Annotated in this window: 13 protein-coding genes; 6 read left to right on the top strand and 7 right to left on the bottom strand. The window is 36.7% G+C overall.

The window, feature by feature from the left end; translation table 11 throughout:
• The first annotated feature begins 89 nt into the window (after positions 1-89).
• The gene (locus DEU39_RS14745; RefSeq protein WP_120232468.1) at positions 90-1214 is read left to right on the top strand and encodes a TlpA family protein disulfide reductase; all 1125 of its coding nucleotides are present in this window, start codon (positions 90-92) and stop codon (positions 1212-1214) included.
• A gap of 83 nt (positions 1215-1297) precedes the next feature.
• Here DEU39_RS14745 and DEU39_RS14740 read toward each other — a convergent pair whose 3' ends face one another.
• From DEU39_RS14740 to DEU39_RS14730, 3 genes are read right to left on the bottom strand one after another with little or no spacing between them, the layout of a single operon-like run.
• Positions 1298-1777 carry a hypothetical protein gene (locus tag DEU39_RS14740; protein ID WP_228432347.1) on the bottom strand — a complete coding sequence of 160 codons (480 nt, stop codon included), beginning with the start codon at positions 1775-1777 and terminating at the stop codon, positions 1298-1300.
• 21 nt (positions 1778-1798) lie between these two features.
• The gene (locus DEU39_RS14735) at positions 1799-2218 is read right to left on the bottom strand and encodes a Dabb family protein (protein ID WP_183037424.1); all 420 of its coding nucleotides are present in this window, start codon (positions 2216-2218) and stop codon (positions 1799-1801) included.
• 11 nt (positions 2219-2229) lie between these two features.
• On the bottom strand, positions 2230-3558 hold the full coding sequence (locus tag DEU39_RS14730; RefSeq protein WP_120232466.1) for a porin: 1329 nt from the start codon (positions 3556-3558) through the stop codon (positions 2230-2232).
• Between the two features lie 237 nt (positions 3559-3795).
• On the opposite strand from DEU39_RS14730, the gene DEU39_RS14725 reads away from it, so the two are divergent.
• Both DEU39_RS14725 and DEU39_RS14720 read left to right on the top strand, forming a co-directional pair.
• On the top strand, positions 3796-4482 hold the full coding sequence (locus DEU39_RS14725) for a response regulator transcription factor (protein WP_062673226.1): 687 nt from the start codon (positions 3796-3798) through the stop codon (positions 4480-4482).
• On the top strand, positions 4479-5852 hold the full coding sequence (locus DEU39_RS14720; protein WP_120232465.1) for a sensor histidine kinase: 1374 nt from the start codon (positions 4479-4481) through the stop codon (positions 5850-5852). The genes DEU39_RS14725 and DEU39_RS14720 overlap by 4 nt, the downstream gene beginning before the upstream one ends.
• A 31-nt stretch (positions 5853-5883) precedes the next feature.
• Here the strand turns inward: DEU39_RS14720 and DEU39_RS14715 are convergent, their stop codons facing one another.
• Positions 5884-6639: a murein L,D-transpeptidase catalytic domain family protein gene (locus DEU39_RS14715; protein WP_120232464.1), complete on the bottom strand. Its 756-nt coding sequence runs from the start codon at positions 6637-6639 to the stop codon at positions 5884-5886.
• A gap of 127 nt (positions 6640-6766) precedes the next feature.
• Positions 6767-7213 carry a peptide-methionine (R)-S-oxide reductase MsrB gene (msrB, locus tag DEU39_RS14710; protein ID WP_228436791.1) on the bottom strand — a complete coding sequence of 149 codons (447 nt, stop codon included), beginning with the start codon at positions 7211-7213 and terminating at the stop codon, positions 6767-6769.
• 142 nt (positions 7214-7355) lie between these two features.
• On the opposite strand from msrB, the gene DEU39_RS14705 reads away from it, so the two are divergent.
• The gene (locus DEU39_RS14705) at positions 7356-8600 is read left to right on the top strand and encodes a DUF445 domain-containing protein (protein ID WP_120232463.1); all 1245 of its coding nucleotides are present in this window, start codon (positions 7356-7358) and stop codon (positions 8598-8600) included.
• A gap of 28 nt (positions 8601-8628) precedes the next feature.
• Entirely contained in the window at positions 8629-9519 is an 891-nt protein-coding gene (locus DEU39_RS14700; RefSeq protein WP_062673219.1) for a hypothetical protein, read from the top strand.
• A gap of 30 nt (positions 9520-9549) precedes the next feature.
• On the opposite strand, the gene DEU39_RS14695 is transcribed toward DEU39_RS14700, so the two are convergent.
• A complete protein-coding gene (locus DEU39_RS14695; protein ID WP_120232462.1) occupies positions 9550-10587 on the bottom strand; it encodes a quinone-dependent dihydroorotate dehydrogenase in 1038 nt (345 codons plus the stop codon).
• Between the two features lie 332 nt (positions 10588-10919).
• Positions 10920-11627 carry a pseudouridine synthase gene (locus DEU39_RS14685; RefSeq protein ID WP_120232461.1) on the bottom strand — a complete coding sequence of 236 codons (708 nt, stop codon included), beginning with the start codon at positions 11625-11627 and terminating at the stop codon, positions 10920-10922.
• Between the two features lie 285 nt (positions 11628-11912).
• On the opposite strand from DEU39_RS14685, the gene DEU39_RS14680 reads away from it, so the two are divergent.
• Entirely contained in the window at positions 11913-13454 is a 1542-nt protein-coding gene (locus tag DEU39_RS14680; RefSeq protein WP_062673212.1) for a glycine--tRNA ligase, read from the top strand.
• The last annotated feature ends 82 nt before the right edge of the window (positions 13455-13536 follow it).

Genomic DNA, 13536 nt, shown 5'->3' with positions numbered 1-13536 from the left:
AGAAATAATTACAATCCTTGTGTTTTTAAAGCGCAGGGATTTTTTATATATAAAAGTTTTTGTAAGTTCGTTCCGTCACAAAATATTTTATGAAGAAACTTTTCTATGCATTATTAATTCTTATTTCGAATTTTCTTTATTCTCAGAATAATTTTGAAATTGATCTCAGTTCAGATTCATACATTAATGATAGCCTTATGTTAGGAGCTCCAGCCACCAGAAACGGGTTCGGAGAGCTTTATACATTCAAAATACAAACCAACAACAACATTTCTGATTTTGGAAAAAAGATCAGGATGAAACATTCTATTTATTATTTTAAGATTCAAAAGAAAAATATTGCAAGTGGTTTTACAGAATACCCTCAACCAGTAGCGTTTGGTTATATGGGAAAGAACGGTAAAGCGGGTTATAGTACAAAAGTATTTTTCTTAGAAGGAGGAAAATATAAAATTGATTTACCTAAAGACTTTAATAATGTAGAACTTAATATAGACTCCCCTACCAACAGAGAATATAAGATTTTACAAAAATCATTGGAACCGTTTTATATAAAATCAAAAAATCCCTATCAAGGTGATAGCTTGATCAATATAGACAAAAAACAGGAATTTTTAGGAGAATACATCAGGAAAAATCCCAATTCGTATGTTGCATTATGGGAAATTGTGAATGATTATACTCTTAACGATTACCATCCTGCTTATTTGAAAAACTTAAATTTATTTTCCGCAAAATTTAAACAAAACGCATTATACAAAGGTGTTGAAGCCCGTTTAAACGCAGAACAATCTACATCCATTGGACAAAAAATACCTGACATTTATTTTGAAAAGGGGAATAAACTGACTTCGGAAGATTTTAAGAAATATAAATTAACCTTTATTGATTATTGGTCAACGACTTGCGCCCCTTGCATAAAAAGTATGCCTGAAATTGTGAATCTGTATCATGAATATAAAGGTCAAAATGTAAACTTCATTACAATTACAGACGAGCAAAAACCCAATAGAATGGAGATTGCCAGGAATATTTTAAAGAAAAATAATGCGGATTGGATTAATTTCTTTGATGTAAACAAAGACTTCCAAAAAAAAGTGAATGCTACAAGCTATCCTCTTCATTTCATCATCGATGAAAACGGAAAAATAATTGCCCGAATCAGCAATAGCATTGAGGAAGCCAGAGCTGTTATTAAAGAATTTCTACAATAATTCTTCAAAAGAAAAAAGCAGTCAAAACTGACTGCTTCAAACATAACGAATTATATACCCCTTATAAAGAGATTGACTTGTAACTATTGAGCATCCGGGATAAAAAAATCATCGGCATTTTCAGCAATCGGAATATAGAGTCTTTCCCACTCCTTGCTCTTCACCATGTCCCAGCTGTGACCGGTTCCTTTAAGATCTTCAGCAAGAAGAACTACTCCCGGTTTAATCATAAAAGTGGAGCCATCCGTTACTTTAAATTTTATATTTCCTTTGATGGTAATCACATATTGTCTTCTGGGAGCCGGATGAGCATTTTTTTCCCACTCCTCCGTTTTATTGCTCATCCAGAATGTTGTGGTATTCATGTGTTTAAGAGTGGGGATTTTCCCTTTCTCAAAAGTACATGATCCGTCAGGATTGTTGATTAATCTTATAGCAGGAATAAACTCAGTGGAGGTCTCCGAAGTGACACTTACATTTTTATGGTTTTTGTGTTGTGCATTCATAAATCCTACAGTACTTACTACTAAAACAAGGCTTAAGCCCTTAATGATATTTTTCATTATAAATTTAATTTTTTATTTTTAATTATAAACAGTATCATAAACCAGCATTCTTTCAAAGAATGGTTTATATTTGTGAACCAAAGCAAGATGCTCAGGAAGTTTTCCATATGCTTCAAGTTCTTCCAGGCTATCGAACTCCATAGAAGCATTATAAGTAAATGTGCTGTCTAAAACACTTCTCGGGCTGGAAGCTGCCGGTTTTCCGTAACGGAGATTCTTCTGGTAAGGAAGCTTTTTAAGGCCTTCAAAAAAATTTTCAAATTCTTTTACCTCAGGCCCGGAAAGGTCTTTTCTAAGCCAGAACAACAAATAATGGAAGTACACTTTTTTCTTTTTTTTAGGATTAAACATGGGTAAAGCAGACGCAAACATATTTCCTGAGATCAGCAGCAAAGCAGAAGCCTGGACTGAGCGGAATAAAAATTTTCTTCTTTCCATAGTCATTTATTTTAATTAAAATCTATTCTGTATTTAAGGACAAACTGCCATTTCCGGTCTGAAACTACGGCATTGTTTGAAGGGTCATTGGTATAAACAGGTCTGTTCTGAGCGTCAAAGGTTAAACGGGAAGACATTCCGTTCATCAGCAGAGATATTCCTGCATCATAGATCACAGCATTATCATGAAGTCCTTTCAGATCTGACAGCTGCATTCCTACGGCAGGCTGAAGCTGAAGACTTTTCTTTTCTTTGTCCAGATAAGGCAGGGTTCCTCCCAGTTGTACATAATATGTATTTCCGGTTCCGATAACAGGCATTGCATTTCCTGCTCCATTCAGACTCGCTTGTGTAACATCTACAGAAGTTGCAGGATTATTGGTACCAACATACCGGATATAATTGGGTCCGTAGTCGTTATGCATTGCCATTCCATATGCACTTATTGACGTTCCTTTTTCTTTGTTTAATGGTGCATCGTAAAATAAATCTACCGCAAAACTCTTCATATCATCATTCACTATATTTTTACCGGCATCCAGATGCCATAATGCATTGTGAATATAATCAAACCCGGCTCCCAGACTCAGTACATTCTTCTTCCCTACATAAGTTCCTGCATTAAAGGGAGTGGAAATATTTTCCTTGTCCAAAAAAGCATATCTGAAATATCCTGAGAAGTCTTTTCCGGGGGAGTTTTTACTAAAGGAAGCTACATTCAGTTTCGGATCAGAAGTTGCCATGGTATAAGGATCAGCCACTACCAGACGATAATCAAATCTTCCGAGCTGTCCTTTAATATAGGCACTCAATTCCCTTACCGTATAATCTGTTGTTCCCGCATTGGAGGTTGCGTAAGCTGGAAGGTCGTATAACAGCGTATTCAAAGGTCCTGTAGTAAATCTTGAGAGGCCGCGCCATGTAGAACGTCCTGCACCAAAAGCAATTTTATCATTAAAAGCATATTCAGCGTAGGCATCCAGAAGGTCAAAATAATTACCTCCTTTTGCATTGACATTCACGTTGGTAGTTCCACCCTGCAATACAAACATCAGCTTTTCTGTTGGCTTATAAGTCATTTTTACACGAACCCTTCTAAGCGAAAGGTCAGACAGGTCTGATTTTGCTTCGTTATTGACAAGGCTTCCAGGGTTAAGCTGGGTATATCTGGCCCACAATTCTGCATATCCGCTAAAGGAAATATATCTTGAGTGATCTTCATTGAAATAATGAGTCAATCCGGGATTATTAAAATCATTTTTTTTCTGGGCTTCTAATTTCCCCATAAGTCCTAATAAGGAAAACAACGCAATTGCTGTTTTGAAAGAGGTAGTCTTCATATTTTTCTATTCTTATCTTTTGTTGATTTCAACGGGACAAAATTAGATTGCTAAAAGCCCGACAGGTATTAGAAATCTATTAGAAACCTTATAGAAAACTATTAAAAGGGGGAATGTTTTCTGATAAAAGAAAAATATAAAATACCTTTGCACAGTGCTTTGGGAATAAATGAAAGTCAGGCTTTTAAAATCAAAAAAACGTTTGAAAACCAACACCCCTATTCATCGTATTTCTTTATGAAAATTTTAATTGTAGAAGATAATTCACGCGTTTCAAGCCTTTTGAAAAGAGGGCTGGAAAGCCAGCAATATCAGGTTTATATTTCGGAAGATGCAGAAGATGCGATTGTCCTGCTGAATAAAATAACATTTGATCTGGCCATTACGGATATTATGCTCCCGAAAATGAGTGGTATTGATCTGTCCAAACTGATCAAACAGCAATATCCTGACCTTCCCATCATCATGCTTACCGCTCTTGGAACGATTGATGAAAAAATTGAAGGATTTGACGCCGGAGCAGATGACTATATGGTGAAACCTTTTGAGATTAGGGAGCTCTATGTGAGAATCAAAGCTATTCTGCAGAGGAGATCAAATAAAAATAAAGAAGCTTATCTGACCGAACTCGAATATCATGACCTGAAGATCGATAAGAAATTCAACAGAGTTTTCAGAAACGGAGCGGAAATAGAACTTACTCCCAAAGAATTTAAACTCCTGGTATTTCTGGTAAGCAATGCCGAAAGAATTCTTACCCGTGAAGAAATTGCCGAAAATGTATGGGGGAATCATTTCGACACCGGAACCAATTATATTGATGTCTATATTGCTTATTTACGGAAAAAGATTGATAAAAATTTTGATCATAAACTGATTCACACCAAACCCGGAGTAGGATTTATTTTTGCTTCACAATTATGAAAATAGCCACCCGAACAGCACTCATTTATTCCATCCTTACGGCAGGCATCTTATTTTTGTTTGCTTACGTTCTTTATTTTGTTTCTGAAAAAAACAGAGAAGATGAATTCAATGACCGGCTGGGATACAAAGTGATCTGGCGTTCAGAATTTATATTTGATGCCAGAATCAGTGATGAAAAAATCCGTGAACTCCACCAGCGTAACCAAAAACTTCTGAATGAAGCAGACATCAGCGTTTATAACAGCAAAAAAGAACTTACCTTCACAGATCTTCCTCCTCTCAAAAGCAATGAAAAATATCTGGATAAAATGATCAGATCCGATAAAAACAGAATATTCTGGCAGCGGGGTGATCGTCAGTATATTGCCATTCAGCTCTCCTCCAACGGAGAAAAATATTATATTATTGGAAGTGCGGTAGACGTCACGGGAAAGGCCCATATTTCTGAGTTTAAAAAAGATATCATCATCATCTACATCAGTTCGATTGTTATCATTTTTATTATAGGATTTCTTTTTTCCTATTATACGCTTAAGCCTTTAAAGGATATCATTCTCCAGATCCGTGATATTTCAGAGCACAACCTTAATAAACGGCTGGATATTCCCAAGGCAAAAGATGAGATTTATGAACTCACGGAAACTTTTAATTCTACCTTCAACAGGCTTGAAAAATCCTTCAACAATCATAAGCAATTCGTGACCACTATTTCCCATGAGTTCCGGACACCTCTTTCTACCTTAATTGCTGAGCTTGAGCTTGCCAAGGAACTTAACGTGACCCTGGATGACTATAAGCTTTCTATTGACAATGCCCTGCAGGATGCCAATGATGCTTCGGAACTATCTTCTGCTCTTTTGGATTTTGCCAGAGCCAGCTATGATGTATCACAGATCAGTTTTACCAATCTACGTCTGGATGAGATTTTAGCAGAAGCTAAGCTTGCATTGCTGCAGAAAAATGCCGGCTTCAAAATCGGGATCAATTATATGAGCAATGCCTCAGATGATGATGAAAACAATTATGATTTTTATGGTAATCCTTACCTACTGCAGGTTGCTTTTTCGAACTTAATAGAGAATGCCTGTAAATATTCGGCAGACAAAAGCTGTCATATTGAGATAGAAACCCAACAGGAACATATCAAAATCCATTTTATTGATCATGGGATCGGTATTTCAGAAAAGGATATTTCAAAAATTTTTGATCTTTTTTACCGCGGTTCCAATAAAAGTTTCGAAAAAGGAAACGGAATAGGTCTTTCCATTGTAAAAAGAATTGTAGAAATACACGAAGGAAAATTGACTATCAATTCTGAAGTATCCAAAGGAAGTGTATTTACTGTGGAATTTCCTTCCAAAAATTAAAAAGCAGTCAAAAATGACTGCTTTTTTAATCTTACGCTTTCAACCATTCTGAGGAAGAAAGATAATTCTGATCGGGATAATAAATGAACAAACAGTTTTTTCCTTTAATCGTGTTGATTATAGACTGTGTCAGTTCTCTTGGGACGGCAGGGCATCCCCAGCTTCTTCCGATTCTTTTGTGCATCGCAGCAAATGCATCACTCACATAATCCGCACCATGCATTACAATTGCTCTTCTGTATGCAGCATCATTAAAGCCCTTATCCATTCCCAATAATTTCAGAGAGTATCCGTTATCGCCCTGATAGGTTGCATCCGTGATATAAAATCCAAGACTACTCTGCAGCGAACTTTCCTTATTAGAAAAATTCGTCGCAAATTCTTCGCCGGTATTTTTTCCGTGTGCTACCAATGAGTTGAACAGAACTTTTTTGTCTTCGAGGTCAATAATCCAAAGTCTTTTTGTGTTAGAAGACATAGAAAAATCACAGATAGTTAATAAATGCGAATCCTGGGTAAGCAATCCTGCTTTTTTTAAATTTTCATAGCCCGTCAATGCTTTTGAGAACACTTCATAATTCAGTTCATGCCCCGGCTCAAATGCAATAGATTGGTACAGTGCTTCTGATGAAGACACTGCTGCAGTGTTCTTCTCAGATTTCGTTTCAGCTACTTTTTCAGTTTTCGTTGTTTTCACATTCTCACTTTTCACCACCACTTTTGGGGAAATGTAGAATGAAGTCGTCACCATGTAAACAAGGCCTAATACGCTATAAAATCCTTTCATTCAATACTATATAAATCCAAATTAGTGGGGCAAAATTATAAAAACATAATTACCAAGGGGTTATAACTCTACAAAGTTTAACGCTATTTAAGAAACTTTAACGTCCTGATTTTGTGAATTAAAGTGGTTATTTTTGAGAATCCGGAACAAATTCCAGACTTACAGAATTCATACAATATCTTAATCCTGTAGGCTTCGGACCATCATCAAAAACATGTCCCAGATGGGAATCACATCTTTTACAAAGTACCTCTACTCTATCCATACCGTACGACTGATCTCTTACATAATAGACTCCTTCTTTATCAGCTTCAAAGAAACTCGGCCAGCCACAGCTGCTGGAAAATTTTGATGTCGAACGGAACAGATGATTTCCACATACCGCACAATAATATTCTCCTGCCTCATCAAATTCGTTATATTTTCCTGTAAAAGCTCTTTCTGTTGCCGCTTCTCTGGCTATTGCGTATAGATCCGGAGCAAGGATTTTTTTCCATTCTTCATTGGAAACATTGAGTTTTGAAGTATCTGTTCTGGAGTAATATGGATTGCTTTTTGCTTGTGTATTTTCCATAGGAGTTTTTTTAATAGGTTCATATTTCTGCGTACATGCCTGCAGAATAATTAATAGGGTTATTGAAATTAAAAATTTCATAGTAAATTTTAATTCTTTAACCACGAATGGTTTCATAACCAAATTTAGTAAATTTGAGAATATGAATGACGAAGCAAAAAGAAAACAACTTAGAAAATATAAAGCATTTGCCACCGGATTATTTGTCCTGATGGCTGTTATTTTCATTGTTACCACTATTTTACAGAAGTCTGATAACTCTCATTGGATTGGCTATGTACGGGCTTTTGCTGAAGCAGCTATGGTAGGTGCTCTAGCAGACTGGTTTGCTGTAACGGCATTATTTCGTCATCCTCTGGGGCTTCCCATTCCTCATACCAATCTGATTGAAAACAGTAAACAGAGATTGGGAGACAACCTTGGAAGTTTTGTGGTGGGTAACTTTCTTTCTCCTCAAAATATACGTCCTTATATCCAAAAACTTAAAGTTTCCAACTTTGTCGGTGAATGGCTGGGTAAGGAAAAGAGCCAGGAGATTTTGATTAAAAACCTGTCAGATATCGTTCTTGACATTCTTAATAAACTGGATGATTCTACGGTAAGCCAGTTTATCAGCAAAAAGGTTTCTGAAATGACCGATGATATCAAGCTTAACAAAGTGGTGGGAAACGGAATTGGCTATATATTGGAAAAAAATGACCATCAGAGAATCATCACCAATCTTTCAAAACAGATCAAAGAATACATCATTGAAAACGATGAAATGATTCAGGAGCGGGTAAAAAAAGGCAGTTATTCGTTCATTCCATCTTTTGTAGATAATAAAATCGCTGATAAAATTGCCGATGGGCTTTCTGAGTTTTTCAAAGAAATAGAAGAAGATCCCCAACATGAAGTAAGAGCATTGATAACCCAAAAAATTCATGAATTCTCAGTTGACCTGAAAGAAGATCCAAAGTGGGATGAAGAGTTTAAAACCATTAAAAACGGTCTTCTAAAAAATGATAAATTGGATGAATATTCCAATGATATCTGGGTTTCCATAAAAAAAACATTGATGAAAGAACTTCAGGATGAAAACTCGGCTTTGAAAAACTATCTTACTAAAAATTTGAATGAGTTTGCCCAGAATTTAAAAACAGATGAAAATCTTCAGAACAAAATTGATCATTGGGTTCGGGTGACAGCTTATAAATATATTCTGAAAAACACTCATCAATTCGGGAATCTCATCAGTACTACCGTTGGAAACTGGCAGGGAAAAGAACTCAGTGAAAAGCTGGAACTGGAAGTGGGAAAAGATCTGCAGTTTATCAGAGTGAACGGGACGCTGGTCGGTGGGCTGGTAGGATTGATCATCTATACCATCGCACACTTCTTCATTTAAAAAAACTAAAATCCACGACAACTCAACCATGAAAAAAATTTTCAGTGTCTTCTTTTTCTTTTTCCTCACTTTTTTTATCGGTCAAAAAGTTGAATTAAAGAAAGTAACAGATTCTTCCCAGACTTTTACCGGGGAAATCGGAGGAATACCAATTACTGTTGAACTTAGCTACACAGGCATTGTCGATTGTGATCAATACCAGCATTATGTGGATGGATGGTATTATTATGACAAATACAAAAAGAAAATCCCGCTTACCGGAATATATGACTATTATGGAAATTTGTCGCTGTATAATTTTGGGACGAAACAAAAACAGAAATCAAAGCTTCTGAAAGAGCAAATCACCTCGCTGCAGAAAGTTGAAAAAACGGATGAGATGGCACAAAAGCTTTCGCCGCAGGAATATCTTATATTTGAAAAGATCAATACGGATAAAAATCCGGTGACGGGGTCTTTTTATTTTGGGAAAAAAGTTCTGCCTGCAAAATTATTTACGGGCAATGCTATGATCTACCGCCTCAACAATTATCTGTACTTACCGAATAATAAAAAAATCAACACCTATGATTTTATCAATAAAGCAGGCGGAAACGAGCTAATTTCCTATTCTTCAGGAGAAAACGGGAACCGGGTTTTATTGTACTTTGAGCAGACATCGAATTTTAATGCCTGTGGACAGTGCGGGGCAAGTGAAGGAGAAAAAGGCTATAGAGTACTATACTTCACAAAAGACTGGAATTATAAAAACTATGAAGAATTCCTTACTGAGAGCTGCCGGGAAAATATATATGACGTTACCAAAACGAAATCCAAAGACAAACAAACAATTACCTATAAAATAGGCAAATCCGAAAGCACTCCGCCCCATACGCTTACAGTAAATATTAAAAACGCATCTGTTGTAAAGTCAAAATAAAAAAGAGAGTCATATCAACTCTCTTTTATTTTATCTCGGTAATCTGCTGGCTCTTTTTAGTAATTCCTGATTGATGTCGTTGATCAGTTGAGGACCTTCATAAATAAATCCGGTGTACAACTGAACCAATACAGCTCCTGCATCCAGCTTCTCCATCGCATCTTTAGCAGAATGAATTCCTCCTACTCCAATGATTGGAAATGCCCTGTTGCTTTTATCAGAAAGGTATTTGATCATTTTTGTACTTCTTTCACGGATGGGCTTGCCACTTAATCCACCATTTCCTATCTGTTCTAAAACTTCTGGGGAGGTTTTCAGCCCTTCTCTGTTCACAGAAGTATTGGACACTACAATTCCATCGATTTTTGTTTCTGCAATCAGTTCAATAATTTCATCCAATTGATTATTATTCAAATCCGGTGCAATTTTCAGTAATATAGGTTTCTGTACAGATTTTGACTGGTTTATCTTTTTCACTTCCGTAATCAGCTCTTTCAGATAGTCTACGTCTTCCAGCTTGGCGTGGCTTCCAACATTCGGGCAGCTTACATTTAGGACAAAGTAACCTACATGAGGATGAAGACCTTCAAAACAGTCCAGATAATCCTGGGTATAATTTTCCGGGCTTGTATCTGTATTTTTCCCGATGTTTCCACCGATGATTATTTTTCCTTTGTTAGATTTCAGCTTTTCAATAGCAGCTTCAAGACCATCGTTGTTGAATCCCATTCTGTTGATGATTCCACCATCTTCAATCAAACGGAACAATCTTTTTTTAGGATTTCCGGCCTGAGCTCTTGGAGTTACCGTTCCGATTTCTACAAATCCGAAACCAAGATCTCCCAATTCGTTAAATAACACTGCATTCTTATCAAAACCCGCAGCCAGTCCTACAGGATTTTTAAATTTTAATCCGAAAACTTCTCTTTCCAGACGCTTGTCTTCAATAGGTTTTGGTAAAAACAGTTTGGTAAGAAATCCAAAATTTTTAAGCATTGAAAATGTAAAATGATGAACTTCTTCAGGATCAAATTTGAAAAGGATCGGACGAATGAGCGATTTGTACATTGAAAAAAAGTTTTACAAAATTACTCATTTTAAAATTAATGCTAGATTGATGTATGATATTTTATCGAAATGGCTCATCTATAGTATCTATAAACTGGAAAACAACTGTATACTCAACAACTCAGTGGGATTTTTTTAATGCGGCGACCGCAAAGAAAGATGATTATCCTGAAAACATTTTGGTTCGCAAGGGGGAACGAAGTGCTCTTGCGATCGGAAATAAAAAGCAGACATAATTAAACTTTGCGAACATTGCTTTAAAACAATGGGCACGGGGAAAAGTACTATTTAATACCTTTTGAGATACTTAGAAACACCATGCTTGTGATAAGTCAAGGTTTTAATGAAGAGTACTCACTCAGATCGAATTTCAGAATATCCCCTACTCTTTTGAACTCTTCATCTATAGTAGCATGTACGGTGATTCTTTCGTTAGAAATGGGATGATTAAAAATCAATTGGTGTGCATGAAGCGTCATTTTGTTGATGTCAAATGTCTGAAGCCACAACTTATTTTGTTTGTTGCAGCCATGTTTTCTACAACCTAAAATAGGATGCAAAATATGCTTAAAATGTTTTCTCAACTGATGAAATCTTCCCGTTTCAGGAATGGCTTCTACCAAAGAATATCTCGAAGTCTGATGCTTTAGAAAAGGTAAATCTATTTCTGAAGTCTGCAAACGGCGATAGTTTGTAACGGCATTTTGCTTAACTTCATTTTCATTAACCAAGTCATAATCAATCGTTTCTTCTTCTTTTGTCCAACCCCGAAGAATGGCCAGATATTTCTTCTCTACATCGCGTGATGCAAACTGCTCGCTCATGATTCTAAGAGTATCTTTATCCAGAGTAAAAAGCAGAACCCCCGAAGTTTTCCGGTCTAACCGATGTACGGGATACACTTTTTGCCCGATCTGTTTCTTCAACTCCTGAATAGCATAGGTATCAGCTTCTCCGGCATAAAAAGATTTATGAACCAGTAATCCGCTGGGTTTGTTGATGGCAATAAGATGCTCGTCACGATAAAGAATTTCTAACATCCGGCAAAAGTAAAGATTTTTCGATTGATATTATATGCTGCCATCTTTGTAAACCTAACAGATTTAGACATTCCTTTATCAATAGCCCCGATCTGAGAGAAAATCCCGCAGCGAGGCGGCGGCGCGAAGCAGAGCCGCCGAGCGAGGAATTGCAACGGAGAGCGGGTTCCCGGCTCCTGAAAAATTAAATTGTCAATATTTGTCTGTTTATTAACTGCTTTTTTTATTGAATCTCATGATTTTGGATCCAAATTGCTATTTTTGCATTTCAGACGTAAAAAAATTATGGCAAAGCAAGAAGATGTTTTCAAGAAAGTGATTTCTCACGCTAAAGAATATGGTTTTATTTTCCCATCGAGTGAGATCTATGATGGTTTATCCGCTGTTTATGATTATGGACAGAACGGTGCCGAACTAAAAAATAATATCAAACAATATTGGTGGAAAGCTATGGTACAGCTTAACGAAAATATTGTCGGCATTGATTCGGCGATCCTTATGCATCCAACAACATGGAAGGCATCGGGCCACGTAGACGCTTTCAACGATCCATTGATTGATAATAAAGATTCTAAGAAACGTTTCAGAGCAGACGTTTTGGTGGAAGATTATTGTGCTAAAATTGAAGATAAAGAGAATAAAGAAATCGAAAAAGCAGCGAAAAGATTCGGGGATGCTTTCGATAAGGATCAGTTTGTAGCTACCAATCCAAAAATTATTGAATACAGAGCAAAAAGAGAGGCTATTCTTTCAAGACTGGCAAAATCTCTGGAAAATGAAGACCTTGCTGATGTAAAAGCTTTGATTGAAGAGCTTGAAATTGCAGATCCTGATACAGGTTCTAAAAACTGGACTGAAGTAAGACAGTTCAACCTGATGTTCGGGACAAAGCTGGGAGCTTCTGCTGACAGTGCTATGGATCTTTATCTGAGACCTGAAACGGCTCAGGGTATTTTCGTTAACTTCTTAAACGTACAGAAAACTTCACGTCACAAGCTTCCTTTCGGTATTGCGCAGATCGGTAAAGCATTCAGAAATGAGATTGTTGCGAGACAGTTCATTTTCAGAATGCGTGAGTTCGAACAAATGGAGATGCAGTTTTTCGTAGCTCCGGGAACAGAACTTGAATTCTACGAACAGTGGAAGCAGAAACGTCTGAACTGGCACAGAGCTTTAGGTCTGGGGAATGAGAACTACAGATTCCACGATCATGAAAAGCTTGCTCACTATGCGAATGCTGCGGCTGATATTGAGTTTAACTTCCCATTCGGATTTAAAGAGCTGGAAGGTATTCACTCAAGAACAGATTTCGACTTAAAAGCGCATGAAGAATTCTCAGGAAGAAAACTTCAGTTCTTTGATCCTGAGAGAAACGAAAACTATGTTCCTTATGTAGTGGAAACTTCTGTAGGTTTAGACAGATTATTCCTTTCCATATTCTCTCATTGTTTAAGAGATGAAACGTTAGAAGACGGTTCAGAAAGAACAGTTTTATCGTTACCTCCGGCATTGGCACCCATTAAAGCAGCTATTCTTCCATTGATGAAGAAAGATGGTTTGGCAGAATATGCAGAAAAGATTTTCAATGATCTGAAATATGATTTCAACCTGTTCTACGAAGAGAAAGATGCGATCGGAAAACGTTACAGAAGACAGGACGCCATTGGTACTCCATACTGTATCACTGTGGATCACGATTCTCTTACAGATCACACGGTAACCATCAGAGACAGAGATACGATGCAGCAGGAAAGAGTTCCCGTTTCAGAGCTGAGAAGAATCATTGATGAAAAAACGAACTTCAGAAATTTACTTTCTCAATTATAGTTTAAAAGCCCTGTTTTTTCAGGGCTTTTTTATTTTTCATACATTCCGGAACAACCTACCACAAAAATGATTATTTTTAGCG

It is taken from the genome of Chryseobacterium sp. AG363 (genome assembly GCF_003610675.1).
In the GTDB taxonomy this organism is placed as follows: Bacteria; Bacteroidota; Bacteroidia; order Flavobacteriales; family Weeksellaceae; genus Chryseobacterium; species Chryseobacterium cucumeris.
Note: the sequence above shows the minus strand (reverse complement) of the source record. Positions and strands in the feature narration are given on the sequence as shown.